At 72.4% G+C, this 25,152-nt stretch carries 21 protein-coding genes; 15 read left to right on the forward strand and 6 right to left on the reverse strand.

From position 1 onward, the window contains the following. Position 1: 1 nt before the first annotated feature. The 7 genes from R2B67_RS05795 to R2B67_RS05825 all read left to right on the forward strand — a co-directional run bounded on the left by R2B67_RS05795 (position 2) and on the right by R2B67_RS05825 (position 8,690). Positions 2 to 1,267: a TRAFAC clade GTPase domain-containing protein gene (locus R2B67_RS05795; protein WP_317816742.1), complete on the forward strand. Its 1,266-nt coding sequence runs from the start codon at positions 2 to 4 to the stop codon at positions 1,265 to 1,267. Then, positions 1,264 to 3,873, forward strand: coding sequence for a GTPase-associated protein 1-related protein (locus tag R2B67_RS05800; protein ID WP_317816743.1), 2,610 nt, complete (start codon positions 1,264 to 1,266; stop codon positions 3,871 to 3,873). The genes R2B67_RS05795 and R2B67_RS05800 overlap by 4 nt, the downstream gene beginning before the upstream one ends. Continuing rightward, on the forward strand, positions 3,870 to 5,507 hold the full coding sequence (locus R2B67_RS05805) for a TRAFAC clade GTPase domain-containing protein (protein WP_317816744.1): 1,638 nt from the start codon (positions 3,870 to 3,872) through the stop codon (positions 5,505 to 5,507). Before R2B67_RS05800 ends, R2B67_RS05805 begins: the two co-directional genes overlap by 4 nt. 61 nt (positions 5,508 to 5,568) lie before the next feature. Beyond that, positions 5,569 to 5,715 carry a hypothetical protein gene (locus tag R2B67_RS05810; protein WP_317816745.1) on the forward strand — a complete coding sequence of 49 codons (147 nt, stop codon included), beginning with the start codon at positions 5,569 to 5,571 and terminating at the stop codon, positions 5,713 to 5,715. Between the two features lie 85 nt (positions 5,716 to 5,800). Continuing rightward, positions 5,801 to 6,463 carry a vWA domain-containing protein gene (locus R2B67_RS05815; RefSeq protein ID WP_018514556.1) on the forward strand — a complete coding sequence of 221 codons (663 nt, stop codon included), beginning with the start codon at positions 5,801 to 5,803 and terminating at the stop codon, positions 6,461 to 6,463. Continuing rightward, positions 6,460 to 7,359 carry a protein phosphatase 2C domain-containing protein gene (locus R2B67_RS05820; RefSeq protein WP_317816746.1) on the forward strand — a complete coding sequence of 300 codons (900 nt, stop codon included), beginning with the start codon at positions 6,460 to 6,462 and terminating at the stop codon, positions 7,357 to 7,359. The genes R2B67_RS05815 and R2B67_RS05820 overlap by 4 nt, the downstream gene beginning before the upstream one ends. Next, the gene (locus R2B67_RS05825) at positions 7,356 to 8,690 is read left to right on the forward strand and encodes a protein kinase domain-containing protein (RefSeq protein WP_317816747.1); all 1,335 of its coding nucleotides are present in this window, start codon (positions 7,356 to 7,358) and stop codon (positions 8,688 to 8,690) included. The genes R2B67_RS05820 and R2B67_RS05825 overlap by 4 nt, the downstream gene beginning before the upstream one ends. Before the next feature lie 18 nt (positions 8,691 to 8,708). Here R2B67_RS05825 and R2B67_RS05830 read toward each other — a convergent pair whose 3' ends face one another. Genes R2B67_RS05830 through R2B67_RS05840 form a run of 3 tightly spaced genes read right to left on the reverse strand, consistent with a single transcriptional unit; the run spans position 8,709 to position 11,369 of the window. Next, the gene (locus R2B67_RS05830) at positions 8,709 to 9,530 is read right to left on the reverse strand and encodes an inositol monophosphatase family protein (RefSeq protein ID WP_317816748.1); all 822 of its coding nucleotides are present in this window, start codon (positions 9,528 to 9,530) and stop codon (positions 8,709 to 8,711) included. Position 9,531: 1 nt separating this feature from the next. Next, positions 9,532 to 9,861 carry a hypothetical protein gene (locus tag R2B67_RS05835; protein ID WP_317816749.1) on the reverse strand — a complete coding sequence of 110 codons (330 nt, stop codon included), beginning with the start codon at positions 9,859 to 9,861 and terminating at the stop codon, positions 9,532 to 9,534. Positions 9,862 to 9,890: 29 nt separating this feature from the next. Then, positions 9,891 to 11,369: an AbeC-like domain-containing protein gene (locus R2B67_RS05840; protein WP_317816750.1), complete on the reverse strand. Its 1,479-nt coding sequence runs from the start codon at positions 11,367 to 11,369 to the stop codon at positions 9,891 to 9,893. A 227-nt stretch (positions 11,370 to 11,596) separates the two neighbouring features. Between R2B67_RS05840 and R2B67_RS05845 the strand changes: the two genes are divergently transcribed. The 6 genes from R2B67_RS05845 (at position 11,597) to R2B67_RS05870 (ending at position 22,019) form a co-directional block, all read left to right on the forward strand. After that, complete coding sequence (locus R2B67_RS05845) at positions 11,597 to 14,092, forward strand: GTPase-associated protein 1-related protein (protein WP_317816752.1); 2,496 nt, start codon at positions 11,597 to 11,599, stop codon at positions 14,090 to 14,092. A 286-nt stretch (positions 14,093 to 14,378) separates the two neighbouring features. Further along, on the forward strand, positions 14,379 to 18,551 hold the full coding sequence (locus R2B67_RS05850; protein WP_381073577.1) for a SpoIIE family protein phosphatase: 4,173 nt from the start codon (positions 14,379 to 14,381) through the stop codon (positions 18,549 to 18,551). Further along, positions 18,551 to 18,832, forward strand: coding sequence for an STAS domain-containing protein (locus R2B67_RS05855; RefSeq protein WP_317816753.1), 282 nt, complete (start codon positions 18,551 to 18,553; stop codon positions 18,830 to 18,832). The genes R2B67_RS05850 and R2B67_RS05855 overlap by 1 nt, the downstream gene beginning before the upstream one ends. A gap of 77 nt (positions 18,833 to 18,909) precedes the next feature. Beyond that, positions 18,910 to 19,320, forward strand: coding sequence for an STAS domain-containing protein (locus tag R2B67_RS05860; protein WP_275428498.1), 411 nt, complete (start codon positions 18,910 to 18,912; stop codon positions 19,318 to 19,320). Further along, a complete protein-coding gene (locus R2B67_RS05865) occupies positions 19,317 to 21,542 on the forward strand; it encodes a SpoIIE family protein phosphatase (RefSeq protein WP_317816754.1) in 2,226 nt (741 codons plus the stop codon). The genes R2B67_RS05860 and R2B67_RS05865 overlap by 4 nt, the downstream gene beginning before the upstream one ends. Before the next feature lie 117 nt (positions 21,543 to 21,659). Next, positions 21,660 to 22,019: a GvpU-like protein gene (locus R2B67_RS05870; RefSeq protein WP_317816755.1), complete on the forward strand. Its 360-nt coding sequence runs from the start codon at positions 21,660 to 21,662 to the stop codon at positions 22,017 to 22,019. A 21-nt stretch (positions 22,020 to 22,040) separates the two neighbouring features. On the opposite strand, the gene R2B67_RS05875 is transcribed toward R2B67_RS05870, so the two are convergent. Then, positions 22,041 to 22,463: an ATP-binding protein gene (locus R2B67_RS05875; RefSeq protein WP_317816756.1), complete on the reverse strand. Its 423-nt coding sequence runs from the start codon at positions 22,461 to 22,463 to the stop codon at positions 22,041 to 22,043. Positions 22,464 to 22,804: 341 nt separating this feature from the next. On the opposite strand from R2B67_RS05875, the gene R2B67_RS05880 reads away from it, so the two are divergent. Continuing rightward, a complete protein-coding gene (locus R2B67_RS05880; protein ID WP_317816757.1) occupies positions 22,805 to 23,299 on the forward strand; it encodes a DUF5753 domain-containing protein in 495 nt (164 codons plus the stop codon). Continuing rightward, positions 23,296 to 23,541 (forward strand): DUF397 domain-containing protein, encoded by a 246-nt coding sequence (locus tag R2B67_RS05885; RefSeq protein WP_317816758.1) that lies wholly within the window; start codon positions 23,296 to 23,298, stop codon positions 23,539 to 23,541. Before R2B67_RS05880 ends, R2B67_RS05885 begins: the two co-directional genes overlap by 4 nt. 36 nt (positions 23,542 to 23,577) lie before the next feature. On the opposite strand, the gene R2B67_RS05890 is transcribed toward R2B67_RS05885, so the two are convergent. After that, positions 23,578 to 24,306, reverse strand: coding sequence for a polysaccharide deacetylase family protein (locus R2B67_RS05890; RefSeq protein ID WP_317816759.1), 729 nt, complete (start codon positions 24,304 to 24,306; stop codon positions 23,578 to 23,580). A gap of 217 nt (positions 24,307 to 24,523) precedes the next feature. Beyond that, positions 24,524 to 25,132 carry a DsbA family protein gene (locus tag R2B67_RS05895; RefSeq protein ID WP_317816760.1) on the reverse strand — a complete coding sequence of 203 codons (609 nt, stop codon included), beginning with the start codon at positions 25,130 to 25,132 and terminating at the stop codon, positions 24,524 to 24,526. Between the last annotated feature and the right edge of the window lie 20 nt (positions 25,133 to 25,152).

The raw sequence follows: 25,152 nt of genomic DNA on the forward strand, positions 1-25,152 counted from the left end.
CATGACGACCGTCATCTGTCCCTACTGCTTCGACCGCGCACCGGCCGCGCGCCTGCCCTACCGCTGTCTGATGATGGCCACCGGGGTACGCGGCGGCACCCCGTGCGACGCCGAACCCGACGACGTCTGGGCCGACTTCATGGGTCCGAGCCTGCCGCCGTCCCGGCGGCTGCGGGGCCCGGTCTTCCCCGCGCCCCGCACCCTCTCGGCCCTGCGCGGCGCCTCCGCCCGGCAGCCGTGTCCCCGGTGCGGTGTGGCCACCTCGGTACGGGTCTGCCGCGGCTGCCACAACGACTTCCCCAGCGAGTACTGCGACCAGGACAGCCGCATCATCGCCCTGGTCGGCGCCAAGGCTTCCGGGAAGAGCACCTATGTGTCGGTGCTCGTGAACGAGCTACGGGGCAGGGTGGGGCGGGAGTTCACCATCTCGCTGCCCGCGATGGGGGCCGAGACCCAGCGCCGGGACCGGGAGATGGAGGAGGACCTGTACGAGCGGCTGCGGCTCCCGGACACGACGCGTCCGGCCGCCATGGGCTTCAACGACCCGCTGCTCTACCGGCTGAGCGTGCCGCGCCGGGGCAGGTACGCCAAGGGCAGCAGGCACACCACGCTGGTCTTCTTCGACGCGGCGGGCGAGGACCTCAAGAGCGCGGAGGCGATGGCCCGTTACACCCAGTACCTGGCCGCCGCGGACGGGATCATCCTGCTCGTCGACCCGCTTCAGATGGGTTCGGTACGCGACCGCAGCGCCTCGGCCGACGGCCCGCCGCTGCCCGCCGTCGAGACGTCACCGCAGCAGATCGCCTCCGACCTCGCCGCCCAACTCCGTTCCCACGGACGGAGTGTGTCGCGGGGCCGGGTCACCACACCGATGGCCGTCGCCGTGACGAAGACGGACGCACTGCGGGCACTGCTCGGGGCGCACTCACCGCTGCTGCGCAACGCCACCCACACCGGCGGCGAACTGGACGACGACGACCGGCTGGCCGTGCACGAGGAGTTGCGCTCCCTGCTGAGCGACTGGGACTCCGGGGTGCTCTGCCGCCAGTTGGAGAACGACTTCGCCGAGCTGTCGTACTTCGGCCTCTCGGCGCTGGGCGCACCGCCGCCCGCCGACGCACCGGCCGACGCCCCGAAATCGGGTCCGCAACCGCTGCGGGTGGAGGATCCGCTGCTCTGGCTGCTGGGGCGGCGCGGTCTGGTCCCGGTGCGCAAGAGCCGGCCGGAGGGCCGACAGGAGAACCGTACGGGGAAGGCCGACGCATGAGCCTGGGACAGCTGCACTACACCTCGGCGCCGCCCGGCCCGGACGGCTCGGGGTTCCGCTTCACCGCGCTCACCCCGGGGCTGCCGCAGTCGGTGCTCCGGGAGGCCGAACAGCTCATCGGCTACGAGCCACCGCGCAACGCCCCCTCACGCCCCTCCGCCACCGAACTCGAAGCGTTCCCTCGGGCGTTCAGCTACAGCGAGCTGTCCGACGGCAGCCGGCTGCTGGCCCGTACGGTCTACACGGGCGCCGACTACAGCGGCCGCTGGGGCAACTTCCACGCCCACGCCGTGCACCTGGCCCCGGGAGAGCATCTGCCGGACGGGGCGCTGGCCGTCAGCGCGTGGGAGTCCCCCGGATGGGCCGCCGCCACCCCGCAGGGAGACGCCCCGCCGGCCCTGGCCGCGCTGCCGCCCTCCACCCTGCTGGACCCGGCCGGACTGATCGCCTTCGCCGCCTCCCGGGCCCCCTGGCTCGCCGCCGTGTTCACCGACCTCCAGCGCCAGGCCGAGGACGAGACCGCGCCGCAGGTCGTCCTCGTGGAGCGGGACAGCGCCGATGTGGCCCGCTGGGTGGCCCTGGCGAGCGCCGCGCTCCCCCGCGAGGCCGCTCACCGGCTGACGTTCACCACGTACACCCGGCGCCCGCACCTAGCCGGGCAGCGGATCGTCGGCGTTCTGCCGGACGACGCGCACGGGCTCGCCGGTTCGGGGCGCCGCTACCGGGTCCACGACTGCTCCGCCCCGCCACCCGCCCCGGACGGGCCGGCGCCCGGCCCGCACGGATCGGCGCCCGGCCCCGACGGTTCGGAGCAGGCCCCCTGGTCGGTGGCCGCCGCCCGCATCTGGTCGGCCGGTGCCTTCGAACTCTTCCAGCACGCCCACCGCCTCCCGGGAGAGCCGTTCACGGCGGGTCCCGTCTCCGCGCTCGCCCTGTGCGCCGGGATCGACCTGCCGTCGTCGCACCGCACGGCGGCGGCCCTGTGGGCGTGCGACCACCCCGCCGAGCTGGACGGGCAGGAGCTGGACGGGCTCGTACAGACCTTGGCGGCGCCCCGGCAGGAGGCGGCGGTACCGGCGGCCGAGACCGCCGCCCTGGCCGAGCTGTTCGCCCGGGTCGGCGGGAACCTGCGGCCGGAGACCGCCGCCCCGCTCGCCGCACGGCTGCTCACCGCCGCCGTCCGCTCGGACGAACCGGTACGTCCTCCCGAGCGCGAAGCCCTGACCGACGAGGTGGCCCGGCAGCTGGCGGCCGAGCTGGGCCCGGAGCTGCGGGCCGGGATCGCGGACCCGGCGGGCGGCTTCGCCCGTCCGCTGCGGCTGCTGCGGGTGGCCGGCCTCCTCGCGGTGGACTGCTCCGACCTCGTCACCCCGCTCGCGCACCGGCTGGCGGCCGCGCTGCTGGCCGATCCGTCGGCGTACGGAGGTGAGCTCCACGAGACACTGGCGGACCGGCCCGACCTGCACACCGCCCTGCTGCGCGACCTGGACGCGGCGGCTCTGGCCGGTCCCGCCTCGGTCACCGTGCTGCTGGAGCGCGCTCCGGTGGAGCTGGAGAGCCGGGAGCTGGGGAGCCGGGAGCTGGGGAGCCGGGAGCCGCTGCCGTATCTGCGTATGTGCGGCTGGAAGGCCCGTGGCCCGGCCGGGGGCGGGGGCGGCGACCGGAACGGTGAGCTGCGCGCCGTCCTGGAGGCGGCCCGGGTCTCCGTCTTCGCGCATCCGCCGCTCCTGCGCGTCGCCTTCCGCCTGGTGTGGGGCTCCGACACACCGACGCCGGAGGAGGCCCGGTACGTCCTCGCGGAGACCGGGGCCGATGTCCACCGTCCGGCGGAGACCTGGCCCTTCCTGGTCACGGCGGCGCTGAACGGCCGGCCGGGAGACCCGCACGCGGACGAGCTCGCACACGAGCTCCTCGCGGCCTTCCCCACGCAACTGCGGCCCGACGACCGGGCGGCGCTCCTGCTGCTGGAGTTCGCGCGGGACCTGCGGGCGGGCGGTGCGGGGCCGGGTTGGGTGGACCGGTACCTCGGCCTGCGGAGGGCCGCCGAACCGGTGAACCCGACGGTGCTGGAGCACGTCTGCGGCCGCATCGCCCGGCGGCTGCTGACCGACCCCGGGGCGGGCCGCGAGCTGGACGACCTGATCCGCAGCCGCGACGCCGACCTCTGCGCGGCCTACGAGCGGGCCGCCCGCGAGGATGCGGTCCATAGCCAACTCCTGCGCGAACCACGCTACTTCGCGGACCGGTTCGTCGACTGGAACGCCCATCCCCAGGCGGGCGGGGCCTGGGGCAAGGTGCGCGGTGCGCTGCTGGACGGGGTGCTGCGGCCGGCCGCCCGGGCGCTGGCCGCCGAGGACCTGGCCGCCGTCGAAGCGGCTCTCGCCAAGCGGGGCGCGCGGCACGCGGAGGACTTCCGCGCCTGGAACCGGCCGGGGGCGCTGAGCCGGCTCGGGCTGCGGTTCGGCGGACGGGACAGCCGCGCGGGCAGGACCGCACCCCGCCGCCGAGGCTCCGGCTCCGATCCCGGTTACGGCTCCGGCTCCGGTTCTGGTTCCGGTTCCGGTTCCGGTTCCGACGACCGGTACCGGGACGGGGGCGTCCGATGAGCGGGCTTCTCGCGGCGGCCGCCTGGCTGACGGTGGCCGTCTGGGCATGCGTGTGCCTCTTCCGCGCGTTCTGGGAGTTCCTCGCGCTGGCGCTCCGCGCCTCCGCGCAGGCGCTCCGCCCCCGGACGCCCGGCACGCCCGACCCCCGGATCCCGCCTGTCGGGACCGAGCCCGCGCAGCGCGCGTACTGGTCGCAGCTCATGTGGGTGGACGCGTACACCTCCACCCGCGCCGCCGCCTCGGCCGTACGGCACCGGCTGCTGGGCCGCTGGATGGCGGTCACCGCCCGCCGTATGTTCACCGGCCACCAGCCCTCCACCGGCTACCGCTTCGACCACTGGATCGCCCGCTTCGTCGTCCGCCTCCTGGCCCCGGGCACCGCGCTCGGGGCGATCACCGGGGCACTCCTCGCCTCGGCGGTCCTGGTGCTGGTCCACCTCGTGATGTGGCTGCTGGTGGCCCTGGTGTGGCTGGCGGCGGTGGCCGGGGTAGCCGTCCTGCGCGGCGCGGACCGGGCCGGGGCACTGGGGCGGCGGGTCCGGATGAAGTGCCCCTATCCGGGCTGCTATCGCGCGTTCCCGCTCGCCGTGCACCGCTGCCCCGGGTGCAGCCGGGCCCACCGGGAGCTGCGGCCGGGCCGGTTCGGCGCGCTGTGGCACGTCTGCGCGTGCGGGCGCCGGCTCACCACCGTGTCCCTGGCCGGCCGCGACCGGCTCGCGGTCGAGTGCCCGCACTGCGACCGGTCGCTCCCGGCCGGGATCGGCCGGCTGCGGATCGTGCACGTGCCGGTGATCGGCGGGACCTCGTCGGGCAAGACGATGCTGATGGCGGCGGCGGTCACCGGGCTGCACGCGACGGCCGGGCGGAGCGCGCTGAAGGTCACGTTCGCGACGGACGACGACCGGCGGGACGTCGTGGACCTCAACGGGCAGCTCAAGCAGGACGGCTGGGTGCGCAAGACCCAGGGCGGCCAGCCCCGGGCCCTGATGCTGCGGGTCACCCACCGCCGCAAACACCGGCTGGTCTACCTCTACGACCCGATGGGCGAGTCCCTGTACGACGTGGACTCCACCCGTCGCCAGGAGTATCTGGCCCACGCGGACGGGGTGGTCCTGGTCGTCGACGTGCTGGCCGAGCCCCAGGTGCGGCGGTCCCTCACGGCCGCCGAGGAGGAGCTGGCGCGGGCGGCCAACCCCTCGGAGCCGGGGCCCTGGCAGACGTACCAGACGTTCACCGGCGAGCTCTCGGCGCTGGCCGGACGGCGTCGGCGCGGCCGGCTGCCGCTGGCGGTCGTGGTGACCAAGCGGGATGTGCTCGACCGGATCGAGCGCCTGCGGGTCCCCGCGACGGGGATCGGTCCCTGGCTGGCCACGATCGGCCTGGATCCGCTCGTGCGGGACCTGGGGCACCGGTTCCGGACCCGGCGGTACTGGGCGCTCAGCGCCTACGCGGCCACCGGTACGGGCCCCCTGGTGAGCGAGCAGCAGCGGGCGGCGGAGGCGGTGTTGTGGATTCTGGCCCGCACGGGCCTCCGGGTCGGCAAGCTGCTCTCCGAGGGCTCGTCCGCAGACCGTGCCGCCGCATCCGTACCGGGCCCGCGCAACGCCCCCGTACAAGATCGTTCAACCCGCTGACGGAGCCTGACGTGGTCGTTAAGGTCGGTCACGTCCGAGAAGAGAGGGACGGTCCACGCCCATGACGGTCGTCACACCGAACATCGCGCGAGGGCGTCGGCTGCTCCTCACCCTGTTCGTCATCGCCTCCGTGCTCACGCTCGCCGGGCTCCTGGCCTGGGGGCTGGCGCACCTCGGAGAGCTGCTGACCGAATGGCAGAGCGAATGACGGCGCCGCCCGTCTCCCCAACAGCACCACGCATCACACACCACCACAAGGAGGGCTTCGAGTGAGTGACATCCCCGGCGGTCCCATGGCGAACCGGCCGGTCCACTTCATCTGGCTGCTGGACTGCTCCTATTCCATGCAGGGTGAGAAGATCGGACAGCTCAACTACGCGATCCGGGAGGCCGTTCCCGAGATGCGGTCGGTGGCCCACGACAACCCGGCGGCCCAACTCCTGCTGCGGACGCTGACGTTCTCCACGGAGGCGCGGTGGCACCACAAGGACCCGGTGCCGGTCGACGACTTCACCTGGCAGGACGTCCAGGTCGACGGCATGACCAACCTGGGTGAGGCGCTGGAGGTGGTCTCCCGGGAGTTCCAGACCCCGCCGATGCCGCAGCGGGCCCTGAAACCGGTGCTGGCCCTGGTCTCCGACGGGGTGCCGACGGACGACTGGAAGTCGGGCCTGCGGGCGCTGGACGCCACCCCGTGGGGCAAGAAGGCGGTGCGGGTGGCCATCGCGATCGGGGCGGACGCGGACCGCAGCGTGCTCCAGGAGTTCCTGGGCAACCCCGAGCTCCAGCCGCTGGACGCCAACAGCCCCAAGCAGCTGGCGGCGGCGATCCGCTGGGCCTCGACCGCCGCGGTGAAGGCGGCATCGCAGCCGGTGGCGGCCCCCACCGATGCCACGGTGAAGCAACCGCCCTACGCGCCGCCGCAGTTGGACGACGACGATGACGACGTCTGGTGAGCGCTCCTGAGCGGCCGCTGTGGGAGACGCTCGAACACAGCGTGCAGGGGGTCAACAAGCAGACCAACCAGGACTGGTACGTCGCCGAGGGGTCCGGGTCGCAGGGCGATCCGCTGATCCTCTCGGTGGCGGACGGCCATGGCTCGGCGGCGCACGCCCGCAGCCATATCGGGGCGCGGTGCGCGGTCGACCTGTTCGCCGTCGAGGCCCGTAGATTCGCCGAACTGGCCCGCTCCGAGGGCCCGGACGGGGCGACGCACAGCCTGAGCTGGCTGATGAACTACGCGCGCAACGAGCTGCCCCGGCAGCTGGTGGCCGCCTGGCAGGAGCAGGTGCTCGCCCACTGGGACCGCTACCCGGAGACGGTGAACCCGGCGGCCGAGCCACCGCACAAGGGCCGGAAGCTCCTGCTGTACGGGGCGACGCTGGTGGGTGCGGTGCTCACCCCGCAGATGTTCGCGGCCTGGCAGCTCGGTGACGGTGAGCTGACGGTGATCGACGCCGACGGGGCGATCGCGCTGCCGCTGGCTCCGGTGGAGGCGGATCTCGGCGACGAGACGGAGTCCTTGTGCAGCCGGCAGGCCTGGAAGATGGTGCGGGTGCACTGGGCGCCGGTCGTCGCGCGCGACCGCACCCCGCGGCTGGTCGCCCTGTCCACCGACGGCCTCTCCAAGAGCTTCGCCTCCGACGAGGGCTTTGCCCAGTTCATGACCGGGCTCGACCAGCGCCTCGCCAAGGACGGCGGCCCCGACGACGTACGCGACGCCCTGCCCGGGTGGCTGGCCGAGGCGGCCCGCTACTCCGGCGACGACACGACCCTGGTCGCCGCCCGGCGGCCCGGCCCCGACGCGGCGGACCACGGCGCCGCGGCAGACAGACCACGGAGTGACGCATGACCGGCATGCTCGACGGAGGAACGCTCCTCACCGCTGACGACGGGGAGTCCGTCCGCGTCATCGACATGCTCGGGGCCGGCGGCCAGGGGGAGGTGTACCGGGTGGCGACCGCGTCCGGCGAGCGCGCCCTGAAGTGGTACTACCCGTCCTGCGCGACGCCCGAGCAGTCCGACATCGTACGGGAGTTGGTCGCCCGGGACTTCGACGACGACCGCTTCCTGTGGCCGACGGCGTACGTGCCGTCCGGCACGGGCGGCGCGTACGGCTATCTGATGGATCTGCGGCCGGACCGGTTCAAGGGGCTGCCCGATCTCTTCCGCCGCAGGCTGCGGACCACACCGCGCGCTCTGCTGACCGCCGCGCTCTTCACGGTGGAGGCCTACCAGGCCCTGCACTCGCGGGGGATCGCCTACCGGGACATCTCCTGGGGCAACATCTTCTTCGACCCGGCCACCGGTGACGTCCTGGTCTGCGACAACGACAACGCCGTGGTCGAGGGGGATACCACCGGCATCTCGGGGACCATGGAGTTCATGGCGCCCGAGCTGGTGCGCGGCGAGAAGGGGGCAAGGCCGGGCACCCAGTCCGACCTCCACTCGCTGTCGGTGCTGCTGTTCATGCTGCTGATGAACCATCACCCACTGAAGGGGAAGCGGGAGTTGGAGATCCACTGCCTGGACGAGGCGGCGGAGAAGCGGCTGTACGGGAAGCAGCCGCTGTTCGTCTTCGACCCCGCCGACCAGGCGAACGCCCCCGATCCCGTCGAGCAGTCCACCGTCCTGCACACCTGGGCGGCGGCTCCCCCGGCGCTCCAGGACCTCTTCACGCACAACTTCACCGTGGGTCTGCACCAGCCGACCGCCCGGGTGCGGGAGTCGCAGTGGCGGGACGCGCTGCGCTCGGTCCTGGACGCCCTCGTGGACTGCGCCGACTGCGGCCGCCAGAACATGACGCAGCCCGCCGCGACCACGGCGGGGACGTGCTGGTCCTGCGGCAGCTCCCTGATCCTGCCGCCCCGGCTGAGCATCATCACGCCCCTGCCCCGCTCCGAGCGCCATGTCCGGCTGCGCCGAAACGCCCGGGTGCACGAACACCACCTGGCGCCGGAGCCGTCCCGGCACGACTACAGCGACGCCACGCTGGTGGCCGAGCTGACCGAACACCCCAGCAGGCCGGGGAAGTTCGGGCTGGCGAACCGGTCGTCGACGAGCTGGACGGGGACGCGTTCCGACGGCACCTCGCAGGAGATCGCCCCGGGCCAGACGGTCCCGCTCCGGGCGGGCCTGCGGCTCGACCTGGGCGGGGCGCAGGCGGCGGTCCACGCCCAGTAGGCCCGGGGCGACCGGACGTCAGCCGTCGCGGAATCCGTCGCGGAATCCGCTGCGGAAGCCGCCGCGGATCAGCGACATCAGCAGCCCGTGGGTCTCCTCGTCGGCGGCGGCCACCAGCCCGTGGCCCTCACCGACGGGGGCGCCGTCGACCCCGGTAACGACGCACCCGGCCGCCCGGCACAGGGCGATACCGGCGGCGAAGTGCACGCTCCCGGAGAGGTCGCCGCCGTCGGTGACGTACGCGGCGCGCTTCCCGGCGGCGACCCAGGCCAGCGCCAGGGTCGTGGAGACGACGCGCGGCCGGAAGTGCTCGACGAACCCGGGGCGGGCCAGCAGCTCCACGGCCCGGAATTCCGGCGCGCTCGGGAACGGCGGATCGAGGTTGACGTCCACCAGCCGGGTGGCGGAGGTGGGCGCCAGCAGCGCGTCACCGGCCCCGTCCTGCCGTAGGTGGGCGGTCTCCCCGTCGGTGAAGTAGACCTCGCCGCCGAAGGGGTCGGCGACCGCCGCCGCCCCGTCGCGCAGCGCCACGTTGACGGCGACCAGCAGGTTGCCGACGGCGTAGTTCAGCGTGCCGCACAGGGGGTCCACGAGCCACTGGCGTACGGCCTCGGCGGGACCGGCCCCCTGCTGCCCGCCCTCCTCGCCCAGCACGGCGTCACCGGGCCGGGCGGCGCGGAGGATGTCGAGGATCGCCTTCTCGGCCTCCACATCGGCGGCGGTGGCGAAGTCCCCGGCGCCCTTGTCGATACGGGTGAGCCGCTGCCCGTACAGGTTGCGGACCACCTCGGCGCCGGCCCGCGCCCCGGCTATGGCTACGTCGACATCAGCAGGTGCCATCTCAGAGCCCGACCAGCCGGCCGATCTCCTGGGCGAGGGCGATTCCGCCGCTGCCCGCAGCGAGCCCCACCGTCAGCGTCTCCAGCGCCTGCCGGATCCGCCCCTGGTCGGCGGGGCGCCCCTCCTCCCCCGCCCGGACCAGCTCGCCGCGCACGATCTCCGCCTGCGCCGCGAGCTCCGGCCGCGCCGCCTCCTGGCGGACGAGCTGGACGAGGTCGGCGGCCAGCTTCAGCGCCTCCGCCGGGGGTGTGCCGTAGGTGACCTCGATCTTTCCGTGGTCGCCGAAGTTGCTCGGTCCGGAGATGTTGCCGTGGAAGTTGTACGTGCTCATGTCGCTCCTGGTGCTCGGTGGGTGCGGGCTCAAGGCGTGGGGCCCGCGGCCGCCGGGGCCTGGGCTCCCTGCCCGTAGGCGGCGGAGATCTGGCCGTTGTTGCCGATGTTGGCGGGTCCGGTGATGTCGCCGGAGATGTTGTACGTCTGGGTGTTGATGACCTGCTGGGCCTGGTCGAACGAGCTGGTGTCCACGTTGTGGTCCTTCAGGAACCGCTCGGTGGCGATGAGCACGCCCTGCTGGAGCCGGTGCAGGAAGTCCTGCGAGTCGGTGCGCTCGGAGTGGCCCAACTGGTCCCAGGAGGCGACCCGTTCGCGCAGGCTGTCCGTGGTGCCGTAGTCGTACAGCGCGTGCTTCTTGGTGATCTCCTTGCGCGCCTTCTCCAGCTCGCGGGCGCGCCGCTTGTGCTCGGCGTTGCGGCGCCCGATCCGCCCGGGGGCGCCGGTCAGCCCGGACCAGGTGTGCGAGGTGGCGAACCGGACCAGGCTCCACCAGCGTTCGAACCCGTCGCGCGGGATGTAGTCCGCGCCGTAGTAGCGGGAGTGCAGCGGCGGGATGCAGTAGGCGGCGACCTCCCAGGAGAGGCTGGGGTGCTGGAGCCGGGCCCGCAGGTGCATGGAGACGATGACCCGGCCGCCCTCGCCGACCCGCTCCAGGCTGAGGTAGGTCCGCATCCCCGCGCCCGGCTTCAGCAGTCCCGCCTTGACCAGCGGCGGCGGGATCTCGCTGTTGGGGGGCCGCAGCCGGTCGGGCAGCACATCGTCGCCGAGGTAGAAGACCTGGGGGCCGAGCACGTAGAGCCGGTTCTGCGCGCGCAGCCCTTCGAGACCGGCGAGGTTCCCCAACTCCCTTGCCAGGTACGTGTGGAGGTCGACGGCGTCGAAGGGGACCAGGGTCGCCTTGCCGCCGCCGGGGGCGTCGGCGGGGCGGCTGATGTCGATCGGCTGCCAGACCGTCTCCTTGATCTTGTCCCCGCTGCCGACGAAGGGATTCTGCCGCTCCGCGCTCTGCGTGTACGGCACCATGTTCGGGCGCCGCAGCCCGCGCAGCCGCCGCTCGGCCTCGTCCGCCACCTCGGGCGCGAGATCCTGGGGGCGGGCGGCGGAGTAGCGCACGGCGAGGGCGTCGCCGCGGGCCTCGGCCTCGGCCCGCCGCATCAGCCACCAGGTGCAGCCGAGCACGAGCAGCAGCACGGCGACGGCCGCCTCCGCCACGCCGGGCGCACCGCTCACCAGGCCGCCGACCACGCTCAGCACGGCGAGCCACCACACCGCGCAGAGCCAGGCCAGCCTGCGGTCGCGGAGGTCGGTCCGCCCGGTCGCGCGGCTCGCGTGGCGGGCCAGGGCCAGCAGGTTCACGCCGAGCGGCAGGCCGGGTGCGGTGAGGCGGTCCCCCGAGAGCTCCTGGTGCGCGTACCGGGCGAACGCGTCGTCCAGGTGCACCGACGAGCAGAGCAGTCTGGTGGTCGCGTCCTTGTCGTACGTGGGCAGATTGGGCACCTGCCGCATCGCTTCCCCCCTTTCGGCGCGCCCGGTCCGGCGCGCCCCTCACAGTCTTCTACACAACGGCCTCTCGCACGTCCCGGATCACTCCTGAGGCCAGGACCTGACGCAGCGTAGGGATACCGCCCCCGTCCTTGATAACGTCGCCCCCGCGGCCGTGGACTTCTCCCCCGACCCGGTCGCGTGTGGGTGGAGCGGGGACCCGGTCGCGGCAGGACGAAGAGGGCCGACAATTGAGCCTTGCACAGGTGCACCACATCTCCGCCGCGCCGGGGGACGCGGAGGAGACGGGCCGGTTCACGGCGGTGGGGCCGGGGGTGTCGGCGGCGCTCCTCGCGGAGCTGGAGCCACTGGTCCGCTACGCGCTCCCCGACGGAGCCTCGCACCGCCCCGCCGACGCCGAACTCCGCTCCCTCCCCCAGGCGTTCACGTACGCCGTGTTCTCCGACGGCAGCCGCGTGGTCGGTCGTACGGCTCCGGCGCGCGGCGACGGCACGGCACCGGTCCGGTTCCACACGCACGCGGTGCACCTGCCCCCGGGCGTCCCGCTGCCCGGCGGCCGGCTGCCGGTGGAGGCGTGGCGCTCGCCGCACTGGGTGTCCGCGACGCCGGTCGGCGGCGGCGCGCTGTCCGACCCGCTCGGCCTGCTGCCGCCGGGCCCCGCGCCCGTACGGGAGGGGCTCGACGACTTCGCCGTGTCGCGCGGCCCGTGGCTGGCGGCCGTCCTCGCCGATCTGCGCCGGGCGAGCGAGGAGGAGGCCCCTGCGGGCGGGCCGGTGGTGCTGGTGGAGAAGCAGAACGCGGATGTGGCGCGCTGGCTGGGGCTGGCGGCGGTGGCCCTGCCGAGGGAGAGCGTGGAGCGGCTGACGTTCACCACGTACACGCGGCGGCCGGGGAGTTCGGTGCTGCGGGTGGTGGGGGCGCCGCCCGAGGACGCGGCGGCGGCGCGGGAGGCGGGGCTGCGGGTCCATGTGTGCGCGGAGCGGCCCCCGGTGGACGGTACGGCGGACGCGTGGGCGCGGACTGCGGCGCGGGTGTGGCGGAGCCGGGCGCCGGAGCTGTTCGAGGAGGCGCGCGGGCTGCCCGGGGACCCTTTCGCCGCCGGGCCGTTGGCGGTGATCGCGCTGTGCGCGGGGGTCGCGCTGGGGCCCGAGGAGCGTGCGGCGGCGGCCGGCTGGGCGGCGGAGCGGCCGTACGCGCTGGACGCGAAGCGGACCGGCCAGTTGGTGGAGGCGCTGACGTCGCCGGGGATCGATGACCGTACGGGCTCCGAATTCGACGCGGTGGGCCGGCTGTTCGGGGCGCTGGACGGACGGTGCCCGGCCTCGGTCACCGCGCCGCTCGCCGCGATGCTGGTGACGGAGGCGGTGCGGGGCGGCAACGGTTCGCTGGAACTGCCGCGCCGGGACGCATTCGTGGGCCCGGAAGGGGAGGCGATCGCGGGGGTGCTGGCCCCGGAGATCCTGACGGAGCTGGAGAGCGGTGCGGGCGGGGCGCGCCCGGTGGCTCGGACCGTACAACTGCTGCGGGTAGCTCGGCTGTTGGGCGTGAACGGTAGGGAGGTGCTGCCGGAGGTCGTCGAGCGGCTGGCCCGGACGATCCTGATGGAGGCGGACGGGTCCGAAGGGGCGCCTGCCTTCGCCCCGGCGCTCCTGGAGTTGCTGGACGAGCAGTTCGACGTACGTACGGCGCTGCTGGGCGCGCTGGACCGGATCGCGCCGGATGCCCCCGGGGCGGTGGCCCGGTTCCTGGAGCGGGTCGCGCTGCCGTTCACCGGGACGCAGGCGCTGCCGCACCTGCGGATGTGCGCCGAGGCACCGGGCGCGATGACGACCCTCGGCCGGGACCGGACGGCGGTCTGGCACCGGGTCCTGCGGGCGGCCGGCCTCTCCCCGTTCGCCGAGCCCCTGGTCCTGCGTACGGCGGTGGGCCTGGTCTGGGAGGACCGGCCGCCCTCGGTGGCGGAGGCCCGGCTGCTGCTGGAGGCGGCGACCTCGGACGCGCACCGGGCGGCCGGGACGTGGGCCCGCCTGGTCGACGCGGCGCTCGGCGCCCCGGCGGAGACGGCGGGAACTGCGGGAACTGCGGGAACGGCGGAGACGGCGGAGACGGCGGGAACAGAGGACGGCACCGCGCTCGCCCACGACCTGCTGCGGGCCTTCCCGCAGGAGATCGGCGGCCGGGAGCGGGCCGCGCTCCAGCTCCTCGAACTCTGCCGCGACCTGCGCACCGGCGCACCGGAGCCCGGCTGGACGGAGCAGGTCCGCACCCTGCGCGACCGGGCCGCCCCGCTCGAACCGGCCATCCAGGAGCGGGCGTTCACCGCCCTGGTGGAACGCCTGCTGGCCCCGGACCGGCCGGGCGCGGAGCTGTACGCGTTCGTCCGGAGCGACGACCCGGACCTGATCGCCGCCTACGACCGCGCGGCCCGCGCCGAGCCGACCCGCGCGCGGCTGCGCACCCACCCCGCCTACGCGGCCGACTGCTTCACCCACTGGACCGCCCACCCCCACGCGGGCACCGCCTGGACGACCACGGCCGCCGCCCTCCTGGACGAGGTGCTGCGCCCGGCGGTGCGCGGGATGACGGCGGAGACCGTGGCGGAGGTGGAGGAGACGGTGGGCCGGACGGGCAGCAGCGGCCGGGCGAACGCCTTCCGGGACTGGAACCGGTCCCGCGCGCTGGGGCGGCTGGGGCGGCGGATCGCGGGGCGGGTGCGGCGGGGCTGACCCGGACCGTCGGTCCCGGCCGCGCGCACCGCCCCTGCATGCGTTCCACCCGTCGATCCGCGCCGCCGCCGTACGGGCTGCCGCCAGGTGCTGCCTACCATGGCGTCTGCACCAGGCCCGGTTGTCTTATCCTACGTATTGCGCCGGCGGATCTTCGGGCGGTGGGAGAGCTTCTCGTGGTCTCCGCGGGGTAGAGGGTTGGGTGTTTGCCGGTCGGTGGCGCTGTGGAGCAGCCTCGGGCGGTACGTCGCGTGAAGAGGCTGAGGTCAGTGAAGGGGTGTCTGCTGTGACGTGCTCGGAGGACGGTGAGCTCGCCATTCCCTCGGCTGCGATGGACGAGGCGTTCACAGCCGACCGGAACATCGGCCGGGAACTGGCCAAGGTGGACTGGTCGGCGACGCCGCTGGGAGAGCCTGAGGGCTGGCCGCAGAGTCTGCGGACGGCAGTGAGCATCCTGCTGTCGTCGAAGTTCGCCATGTGGATGGCGTGGGGACCGGAGCTGACGTTCTTCTGCAACGAGGCCTACCGGCGCGACACCCTGGGCCAGAAGTACCCCTGGGCGCTGGGCCGGCCCAGCGCCATGGTGTGGTCGGAGATCTGGGACGACATCGCCCCTCGGATCGACACCGTCCTGAACAGCGGTGAGGCCACCTGGGACGAGGGGCTGATGCTGTTCCTGGAGCGGTCCGGCTACACCGAGGAGAGCTACCACACCTTCTCCTACAGCCCCCTGCGCGATGAAGGGGGCGCTGTGGTCGGTCTGCTGTGCGTGGTCAGCGAGGACACCAAGCGGGTCATCGGTGACCGCCGGATGGCGACCCTGCGCGACCTGGGCTCCGACCCCAGCGTCATCCGCACCGAGCAGGAAATGCTCGACTTCGCCGGGGGGCAGCTGAGCCGCAACCCGTACGATCTGCCCTTCACCCTGACCTATCTGTTCCAGGACGACGGCAGTGCCCGTCGCGCCGCGGTGACCGGGATCGGGACGGCGCATCCGGCCGCGCCGGACATCCTTCCCCCGGACTCCGTCTCGCCCTGGCCCGTCGACGTACCGGCTCGGGGGGATTCCGTGCTGGTGCCCCTGGACGGCGAGCCTTTCACGGACCTGCCGGCCGGGGCCTGGGAGAAGGCGCCGACCCATGCCATGGTCGTGCCCCTGCTGCAGCAGGGTGGAGTGCCGTACGGATTCATGGTGGCGGGTCTGAACCGTTTCCGTGCCCTGGACGAGGACTACCAGGGCTTCCTGGATCTGGTCGCCGGACACATGGCCGCCGGCGTCGCGAGCGCCCGCAGCTACCAGGCCCAGCAACGGCGTGCCGAGGAGCTCGCGGAGCTCGACCGGGCCAAGACGACGTTCTTCTCCAACATCAGCCACGAGTTCCGCACCCCGCTGACCTTGATCATGGGGCCGGTCGAGGAACTGCGGGAGCGGCTCGCCGACGCGGAGCCGCGCGTGCGCGAGGATCTGGAGGCCGTGCACCGCAACGGTCTTCGGCTGGGCAAGCTCGTCAACACGCTGCTGGACTTCTCCCGCCTGGAGGCGGGCCGGATGCAGGCGGGCTACGAGCCGGTCGACCTGGCCACGGTCACCGGCGCGCTGGCCAGTGTCTTCCGTTCCGCCGTCGAGAACGCCGGCCTGGACTTCCGCGTCGAGTGCGAACCCCTGCCCGAGCCGGTGTACGTCGATCGCGGTATGTGGGAGAAGGTGGTCCTCAACCTGCTCAGCAACGCGCTGAAGTTCACCTTCGAAGGCTCGATCCGGGTGGGCGTGGGCGTCCAGGACGACGAGGCCGTGGTGCGGATCACGGACACCGGGATCGGTGTGGCGGCCGAGGAGATGCCACGGCTGTTCGAGCGGTTCCACCGCATCGAGAACGCCCGCTCCCGCTCCAACGAGGGCAGTGGCATCGGCCTGGCGCTGGTGAAGGAACTGGTCGACCTGCACGGCGGTGTCATCACAGCCGCCTCCGCCGAAGGCGAGGGCACCAGCTTCACCATCCGCCTGCCGTTCGGCTCCGCCCACCTGCCGGCCGACGCCGTCCGTACCCACGGGGGCGACGACGTCACCTCTCCCGGTGCCGCAGCCCCCTTCGTCCAGGAGGCCCTGCGCTGGCTGCCGGGCGGGCAGACCGGTGTGCCGGCCGGCGAACCCTACAGCGGGCCGCAGACGAACGGCGAAACTTCCGCGGCCCGCCTGTCGGCTCAGGCGCGGGTACTGATCGCCGACGACAACGCCGACATGCGCGAATACCTCACCCGGCTGCTGCGCGACGCCGGATACCAGGTCGACGCGGTCGTCGACGGACAGCAGGCCCTCGAGGCCGTTCGCGTCGACGCCCCCGATCTCGTGGTCAGCGACGTCATGATGCCCCGCCTGAACGGCCTGTCCCTGGTGCGAGCGCTGCGCACCGACTCGCGTACCGCCTCGGTCCCGGTGGTGCTGCTGTCCGCCCGCGCCGGGCAGGAGGCGTCCATCGAGGGTCTGCAGGCGGGCGCGGACGACTACCTCGTCAAACCGTTCGCCGCCGCCGAACTCCTGGCCCGCGTCGAGGCCAACGTGAAACTGGCCCGGCTGCGCAACCACCACGCCCGGTGGCGTACCGCTCTGATCGACTCGCTCCAGGAGGCGTTCTTCGTCTGTGACGAGGACGGCGCGGTCATCGAGATCAACACCTCCTTCACCGGCATCCTCGGGTACGGCCCCGAAGACCTGCCCTACCAGCCGGTGCACCCCTGGTGGCCGGATGCCGCCACCGACCCCGAAGCCCACCGCCTGGTTGCCGAGGCCTTCGCCACACTGACCGGCCAGGAACGCGGTAGCTACACCATTCCCGTCACCCACCGCGACGGACATCGCCTGTGGGTGACGGCCACGTTCAACCAGGTCCAGGACCCCGACACCGGCCGTACGGTCATCGTCGGCACCTTCCGCGACGTGAGCGCCGAGCACTACGCCATCCAGCGGGAAACCGCCCTGGCCGCTCTGAGCACGCGGCTGTCCCAGGCCCCCAGTCTGGGCGAGGCCCTCGGAGGCTCTCTCGAGGAGCTGAAGAAGCTGTGGCACGCCCAGCACGTGACGGCTGTGGTCTTCGGTCCCCGTGACGAGCCCGCTCTCACCGGCACCGACACCGGCCTCGTCTGGCAGGATCTGCCCGCCGAACGACGCCGGATACTCACCGGTCTGCGGGAACAGCCGGCGCTCACCGCCGTTCCGGGCCAGGGCGAGGCCACCGTCGTCCTGGAACACCCGCAAGGCGTCCTGGCCTTGTGGATCGCCCTGGGCGAGCGGCGCCCCTTCACCGGCGAGGACCAGCTCCTGCTGTCCCTGCTGGCCGGCCGCCTGGCCCAGGGCCTGGCCCGCGCTCACCAGATCGACCAGCAGCGCGAGACCGCCATCGCGTTGCAGCGGGCCATCCTCGGCCCGTCCCGGCTCCCGGACGGCTTCGCCGTCCGCTACGAGCCCGCCACCCGTCCCCTGGAGGTCGGCGGCGACTGGTACGACACCTTCGCCCTGCCCGACGGCCGCATCGGCATCGTCGTGGGCGACTGCGTCGGCCGCGGCCTGGAGGCCGCCTCCGTGATGGGGCAGCTGCGCAGCGCCTGTCGCGCCCTGCTGCTCCAGGACGCCGGTCCCGCCCGGGCGCTCATGGCCTTGGACCAGTTCGCCGCCGGTGTCCCCGGCGCGATGTGCACCACCGTCTTCTGCGGAGTTCTCGACACCCGGACCGGGCACCTCGTCTACTCCAGCGCGGGGCATCCCCCCGGCATCCTCGTCCAGCCCGACGGCGCCACCAGGCTTCTGGAGGACGGACGTTCCCTGCCCCTGGCCGTTCGCCCCGACCGACCGCGGCCCGAGGGCAGCTGCACCATCTCCGCCCGTTCCACGCTGCTGCTGTACACCGACGGGCTGGTCGAACGCCGCCGCCGTCCGCTCAGCGCGGGCATCGACCGGGCCGGCGAGGCCCTTCAGGACGGCCGGGACACCGCGGTCGACGATCTCGCCAACGACGTGATGTCCCGGCTGGCTCCCGACGGCGGCTACGACGACGACGTCGCCCTGCTTCTCTACCGTCACCCGGCTCCGCTGGAGATCTCCTTCCCGGCGGAATCAGGCCAGCTCGCTCCCGTCCGGAAAGCTCTGCGCGGCTGGCTCGAACAGTGCGACCTGCCGCCGCGCACCGCGCAGAGCGTCCTGGTGGCAGCGGGCGAAGCCTGTGCCAACGCCATCGAACACGGACACCGCGACGCCCCCGGCGACACCGTCTACTTCCGCGCCGAGGCGTCCGTCGACAACCTGCGCCTGACCATCGCCGACACCGGCCGGTGGAAAGTGCCCCAGCCCGAGCTCAACGCCCACCGCGGCCGCGGTATGGGGCTGATGCGTGCCCTGATGCAGCAGGTCACCGTCGTCCAAGGACCGACCGGTACCACCGTCGACATGCACACGAGGATCGCCTGATGACTACGCCCCTGACACTCACAGCCAGTCGGCGGCCGGACGGCGCCACCGTGCTGACCGCGGTCGGCGAGATCGACATGAGCAACGCCCAGAGCCTGGCGACCGCCCTCGACGACGCACCCGGCCCCCTCGTCCTGGACCTGAGCGACGTCGAGTACGTCGACAGCGCCGGCCTGAGCGTCCTGTTCCCGCACGCCGAACGCCTCGAACTCATCGCCAACCCGGTCCTGGAGCCCGTACTGAGCATCTCCGGACTCACCGACCTGACCACACACCACTGAGGGCCGCACCGTCCCTGCTGGCAGAGACCGCCCCATATCCTGGGCGGCACGGAGAAACCCATGTGGAGGAAACCGAAGTGTTCACGGTAGACGTCAGGCGGGACACACGAGGAGTGGTGTTCACTCTGCGCGGGGACCTCGACTTCCACAGCGTGGTGCAGCTGTACGAGGCCGGCGAAGAGGAACTGGGCACCGGCAGGGTGACGGGGGCCGTGGTGATCGACTGCGCCCACCTGGCCTACTGCGACTCCACCGGCATCAGCGCCCTGCTGAAGCTGTACCACCAGATGTCCGCGCAGGACGGGGTTCTGTGCCTGGCCTCCGTGACCGACAATCTCAACCGCCTGTTCGAACTGACCGGGCTGAAGCAGATCTTCTGTCTTCACACCGACCCGGAAGAGGCTCTCGACGCCCACCTGCATGTTCCCGGAGCCGTCGCGGCCGGCGCCGAAGGCGCAGCGCGGACCGGTACGGAGCACGGCGGATGACGGGCTCACCGGACCAGCAGGCACCCCCGCCTGTCCGGACCGGCCCGGTGCCGGCGGCACGTACCGCCGCATCCAGCGACGGGGAGGACGATCTACGGTCGTTGTTCGGGCAGTCGATGGCCTTGTTCGCCTCCATGGCCGGGCCGGCTCACCTGCTGGAGGCGGCGAACCCGGCGTTCTTCGCGGCGATCGGCCCAATCGAGCGCACCCGTACCGGCGTGCCGCTGGGGCAGCTCATGCCGGAACTGGTCGAGCAGGGGTTCATCGCTCTGCTGGACCGTGTCTACCGCACAGGTGAGGCCTATACCGGCCGGGACGCCCGCGTGATGCTGGGCGAGGGAGCGGATGCCCGCGAGGCGTTCTTCGACTTCACCTACGAGCCTCGTCTGGACTCCGGCGGCAACGTCATGGGCGTGCGGATGATCGGGGTGGAGACCACCCAGGTCAAACATGCGCAGCGTCTGACGGCCGAGCACCGGGCCCTGCTGGAGCAGATCGCCCGCCAAGCCCCTCTCTCCGAGGTGCTCGAAGGCATGGCACGGGCGATCGAGGATCTCACTCCTGAGGAAGTGCTGGTGTCGGTCCTGCTCGCCGACGCCGACGGCCGACACCTGCGCCACGGCGCCGCACCGAGCCTGCCCGACTTCTACAACCAGGCCATCGACGGTATCGCCACAGGTGAGGGCGTCGGCTCCTGCGGCACCGCCGCTCACCGCCGCAGGCCGGTGATCGTCGCCGATATCGCCACCGATCCGTTCTGGGACGACTTCCGCGACCTGGCCGAGAAGGCCGGTGTCGCCGCCTGCTGGTCCACCCCGATCCTGGCCCGCGACGGTTCGCTGCTGGGCACCTTCGCGATGTATCACCGCGTTCCGCGCGTCGCGCGGGAGGCCGACCTCGCCCTCGCCCGGGTCTTCGCCGGCACCGCTGCCCTGGCCATCGAACGCCACCAGGCCGAACAGGCGTATCAGGCGGCCGAAGCCCGCGAGAAGACCGCCCGCGACGACCTGGCCTTCCTCCTGAACGCCAGCACCCTCCTGAGTACCGACCTCGACGTCGCCCAGACCCTCAACCGTCTGGCTCAGGCGTGCAGCCCGCGCCTGGCACCGCTGTGCGCGGTCGATGTCATCGAGGGCGGACGGGTCCGCCGTGTGGCCACCGCCGCCCCGGCCCAGTGGCAGCAGGATCTGCTCGCCGGTCACGCCCCTGTCTACGACGACACCGACGACGCCGTCGCACGCGTCCTGGCCTCCGGCGTGACCGAAGTGGCCCGGCGAACCCCTACCGGCCCCGGCCCCTGGCACGATCTGGGCGTCACCGGCTATCTGTGCATCCCCCTGCTCGACCGGGACAGCGTCGTCGGCACCGTGACGCTGCTGTCCACCGACCGGTACACGTTCGACGGACACACCGTCGCCCTGGCCGAGGAGCTCGCCGGACGCGCCGCCCTGGCCGCGCGCAACGCCCGCCAGTACACCCACCGCGCCGTCCTCGCCCGCGATCTGCAGGCAGGGCTCCTCCTGCCGGAACTGCCCTGCGTGCCCGGCACCGAGGTGGCCACCTACTACCACCCCGCCGGTGAGGGACTCGACGTCGGCGGCGACTTCTACGACGTCTTCCCTCTGCCCGACGGCCGATGGGCGTTCCTGCTCGGCGACGTCTGCGGCCGCGGCGCCATCGCCGCGACCACCACCGCCCTGGTACGCCACACCGCCCGCGCCGTCGCCCCGCTCGTCCCCGGTCCCCAAGAGGTCGTCGAAGCGGTCAACCAGGCGCTGTGCAACCGGCCCGTCGGTCACGGCACCGGATTCGTCACCCTCGTCTACGGCCGGATCACCCCCACCGACGACGGCCTCGACGTCGAACTCGTCCGCGCCGGCCACACCCTCCCTCTGCACCTGGACGCCCATGGCACCGTCCGGGCGGTCGACGCGCCGGGCGTCCTGCTGGGCATCGGGCCCCAGACCCACCTCACCGCACGCACCCTGCGTCTGCGCCCGAACGAGAGCCTGGTGCTCTACACCGACGGCATCACCGAAGCCCGCCGCCACGACAACGAACTCTTCGGCGACCGACGCCTCGCCGACGCCTTGGCGGACGCACCGGCCGGACCCGCCGCCCAACAACTGATCGACGCCGTCACCCACTCCGTGCACGCCTTCACCGGAGGCCACGGCATCGACGACGACCAGGCCATCCTGGTCCTGACCGCCACCGGGTGACCCGTACGGTCCACCAGCCCGCCGCCCTGCGGATCTATCCGACCTTCGAAGAGACGCACACCACCTGAACCGGACCGCAGGGACCGCGGCCGGAGCCGCCGACTAGAATCGGCTTCCATGTCGAAGCCTGACGAGTTGCTCGTTGATGTGGCCGCCCTGGTGGAGTCCGGGCACAGCAACCAGATGTCGCTGACCGTCGTCGCCGGAGGTGCCGTCATCACCGGTCGGCTGGCCCCCGAGGCCGTCTGGCGGCAGCGGGTGTCGGAGGTCCTGGCGGACTCGGCCCGGCTGGGCGAGTTCGCCGCAGCCTTCACCGCCACCGCGCGCAAGGAAGGCCCGCCCACGCATCTGCACTTCCACGTGGCGCGGATCCTGCAAGGCGCGGTGGGAATCCCGGAGACGGGCGGGATGTACCGCGTGGCGATCGAGGACGTCAGCGCCTGGACGATGGGCGACTTCAGCTACTCCGACCACTGACCCCACGCGCGACCGCGTTCGTCACAGCAGGTCCAGTTCCACCCGAACGGTCTTGCCCGGCTGCGGTACGCGGTCGAGAACCGCCCACCGGTCCGCCAGCGCGTCCACGATCAGCATCCCGCGCCCACTGTCGTCACCGTCGGCCGGTACGGCGATCTCGCCGGGCCCCGGCGGCCGGCACTCGCCCCGGGTGTCGGACACCTCGATCCGCAGCACCCCGAGGATCTCCCGGCCGCCGGGCGTGTGCGTCAGGCAGAGCGCGAAGTCGCGCCCGGGGACCCGCCCATGGGTCACCGCGTTGGCCGTCAGCTCCCCGATGATCAGCGCCGCCGACTCCGAGGCGTCACTGAGGTACGGGACGCCCCAGGTGTGCAACTGGTGGAGGCCGACGCGGCGGGCGAGCCGGGCACCGCGCGGATTCGAGCTGAATTGCCGCTTGAACACACTTACGGTTACATCGGGTTGGGCCTTCGTAGGTGCTTCCACGCCCCCAGATTCCGGGCTTCGCCCCGCCATCACCAGGTCAGCGACCCGTACGCTGAGTCAGCGTACGGGCGCGAAGGGTAGACAGTACGAATCACCTTCCGTGAGCATGGACGGGTTGGCGAATCAGGACAGGCGCACGGGGAGGTGGCCGTACACGACGCACGGCACGGATGGCATCGACAGCACGTACGGGACGTTCGGCAACGGCGGCGCGGTCCGTCCCGGATCCGAACCGCACTACAACCTGAAGATGTTCGGAGAAATCGTCAAGTCCTTCTCTGTACACGTACGAGTGCCGGTTGATTCCGGGGCTGTTGCAGACGCCTGCGTACACGCGGACGCTGTTCGCGGACCGGTTGCCGCCGCTCGACGACGAGCAGATCGAAGCGCGGCTCGCGGCCCGGCTGGAACGTCAGGAACTCCTGCGGAACCGCCCCAACACCGCGTTCACCTTCATTCTCGAAGAGCACCTGTTCCTGCGGCAGTTGGGCGGCGACGAGGTCACCAGGGAGCTGATCGACCACATCCTCGACCTGTCCGAGCTGCGCAATGTGGACGTCCAGATCATGCCGTTGGTACGGCATCACCACGCAGCCATCGACGGGCCGATGCAGTTGCTGGAGACGCAGGAACACCAGTGGTTCGGCTACCTGGAGGGGCAGATGTACGGACAGTTCATCTCCGACCCCAAAGTGGTCAGCATGATCCAGATGCGGTGTGCCACTATGCGTTCACAGGCTCTCTCGTTGGACGAATCCAAGAGCCTGATGCGGCGGATGCGAGGAGCGAGATGAGCACCACAGCCCTGGCCTGGTTCAAGAGCAGCTACAGCAGCGCTGAAGGCGACTCCTGCGTGGAAGTCGCCCTGGAGTGGCACAAGTCGAGCTACAGCGGCGGATCCGGTGACGACTGCGTCGAGGTAGCCGCCTGCCCCTCCACCGTCCGCGTACGCGACTCCAAGATCGAGGAGAGCCCGCAGCTCACCCTCGCCCCCACCACCTGGACGCACTTCCTCGCGTACGCCGCCCAGGGCTGAGCCCCGGGCGGCTCGTGCGTTGCCGACCCCCTGGCGTCAACGCCAGGGCGCTGCCTTGGCATGGAAGGTCAGACCCGGCCACGCCTGGACCGGTGTGGGTGAGTACACGATCCGACCCGCACACAAGCTCCGCTCGGCGAGCCCTTGGACGATCTTCGGGATGGCCGCGAGGGTCGTCTGCAGACCCTCGTGCATCAAGATGATGCCGCCCGGCTTCACGGTGAGCGCGTTCGCCACGATCGTCTCGGTGGGGATCCCGCTCCAGTCGACGGTGTCGGCCGTCCAGATCACCTCGATCATCCCCAGTCGGGCCGCGTCCCGCCGGGTCCGCGCGTCGGTGCTCCCGAAGGGCGGCCGGAACAGCGTGGGCGCACGCCCCGTCTGGGTTCGGATGACGCGGCTGGTGTCGCGCAGCTCAGCGAATGCGGTGGTCGCGTCGAGCTCCACGAGATTCGCGTGGGTGTAGGAGTGGTTGCCGGCCTGATGGCCCTCGGCGACGATCCGCCGTGTCCCGGCGCGCTGCCCGTCGGCCAGTGTGCCGGTCACGAAGAACGTCGCCCGGACGCGTCCGGCATCCCGCAGCGCCTTCAGATACGCGGCCGTGAGATCCGTCGGACCGTCGTCGAAGGTCATGGCCACGTAGCCCCCGGAACAACGGCTCCCGGTAGCCGCCGGATGCGCGACCGCCGTCGGTAACGCGAACGACGTCATCAGCATCGCCACAGCCGCGCTGAACCATATGCGCGTTCTGTATCGCTTGCCCATACGAGGATCCTCTCCAGGGGTGGACTGGTGAACCAGCAAGGCACCGGGGCCGCACGAAGCAGCGGCTCACTCACCCATATCCGCCCTGGGTATGGCTGCAGCCGGACGTCACACACGTGACGCAGGACAGTCCTGTCCCACGGCCGAATGCGGCAAACGCGGGAAACGCGGGAAACGGGAAACGTAGTACGGGGCCCTGGAGAGCCCGGCAGGCGCGTCAGTCCAGGTCCAGCTCGGCGAGGAACGCCTCAGGTGTCACCGCGTAACCCATGGGGTTGACGACGGTGACGGGGCGGCCGTCGAGGAGCACGGTGGGCGTGCCGGTGACACCGCTGGACTCGAAGGCTGCCGAGACCCGGTGGGCCCAGGGGAGGTAGAAGCCCTCGGTCACCTTGCGGTCGAAGTCGGGGCCGCGCAGTCCCTCGACCTCCTCGGCCAGACGCAGCAGGACGCCGGTGTCGGCGAAGGCATCGTCGTCCTCGGCGGGCTGGGAGGCGAACAGGGAACGGATGTAGCGCTGGGCAGCCACCGCGCCCGCGTCGGACGCCGCTCCCACGGCGCTCAGTGCACACAGCGACCCGGTGCCGCCGGCTCCGTCGTCGATGAACGTGGCGAACTGATACTCGAGGGTGACGCGACCCTCCTCGGCAAGCTTCTCCATGACCGGGCCGAGGCCACGCTCCACGCGTTTGCAGAAGGGGCAGCGAAGGTCGGCATAGACCCGCAGGGTGTGACCGGGCTGCGACCCGGAGCCCCGGCCGTAGACGAGGATCGTGCCGCCGGGTCCCGTGGTGTTGGCCGGTGCGGAGGTGCTCGATGACGTCATGGTCGCCTTTCGGATGGCCG

The organism is Streptomyces cyaneofuscatus (genome assembly GCF_033109485.1).
Taxonomy (GTDB): domain Bacteria; phylum Actinomycetota; class Actinomycetes; order Streptomycetales; family Streptomycetaceae; genus Streptomyces; species Streptomyces cyaneofuscatus.

Coding starts and splice junctions, on each gene's coding strand:
- R2B67_RS05795 (WP_317816742.1), top strand. CDS start 2: ATGACGACCGTCATCTGTCCCTACTGCTTCGACCGCGCACCGGCCGCG.
- R2B67_RS05800 (WP_317816743.1), top strand. CDS start 1,264: ATGAGCCTGGGACAGCTGCACTACACCTCGGCGCCGCCCGGCCCGGAC.
- R2B67_RS05805 (WP_317816744.1), top strand. CDS start 3,870: ATGAGCGGGCTTCTCGCGGCGGCCGCCTGGCTGACGGTGGCCGTCTGG.
- R2B67_RS05810 (WP_317816745.1), top strand. CDS start 5,569: ATGACGGTCGTCACACCGAACATCGCGCGAGGGCGTCGGCTGCTCCTC.
- R2B67_RS05815 (WP_018514556.1), top strand. CDS start 5,801: ATGGCGAACCGGCCGGTCCACTTCATCTGGCTGCTGGACTGCTCCTAT.
- R2B67_RS05825 (WP_317816747.1), top strand. CDS start 7,356: ATGACCGGCATGCTCGACGGAGGAACGCTCCTCACCGCTGACGACGGG.
- R2B67_RS05830 (WP_317816748.1), bottom strand. CDS start 9,530: ATGGCACCTGCTGATGTCGACGTAGCCATAGCCGGGGCGCGGGCCGGC.
- R2B67_RS05835 (WP_317816749.1), bottom strand. CDS start 9,861: ATGAGCACGTACAACTTCCACGGCAACATCTCCGGACCGAGCAACTTC.
- R2B67_RS05840 (WP_317816750.1), bottom strand. CDS start 11,369: ATGCGGCAGGTGCCCAATCTGCCCACGTACGACAAGGACGCGACCACC.
- R2B67_RS05855 (WP_317816753.1), top strand. CDS start 18,551: ATGACTACGCCCCTGACACTCACAGCCAGTCGGCGGCCGGACGGCGCC.
- R2B67_RS05865 (WP_317816754.1), top strand. CDS start 19,317: ATGACGGGCTCACCGGACCAGCAGGCACCCCCGCCTGTCCGGACCGGC.
- R2B67_RS05870 (WP_317816755.1), top strand. CDS start 21,660: ATGTCGAAGCCTGACGAGTTGCTCGTTGATGTGGCCGCCCTGGTGGAG.
- R2B67_RS05885 (WP_317816758.1), top strand. CDS start 23,296: ATGAGCACCACAGCCCTGGCCTGGTTCAAGAGCAGCTACAGCAGCGCT.
- R2B67_RS05890 (WP_317816759.1), bottom strand. CDS start 24,306: ATGGGCAAGCGATACAGAACGCGCATATGGTTCAGCGCGGCTGTGGCG.
- R2B67_RS05895 (WP_317816760.1), bottom strand. CDS start 25,132: ATGACGTCATCGAGCACCTCCGCACCGGCCAACACCACGGGACCCGGC.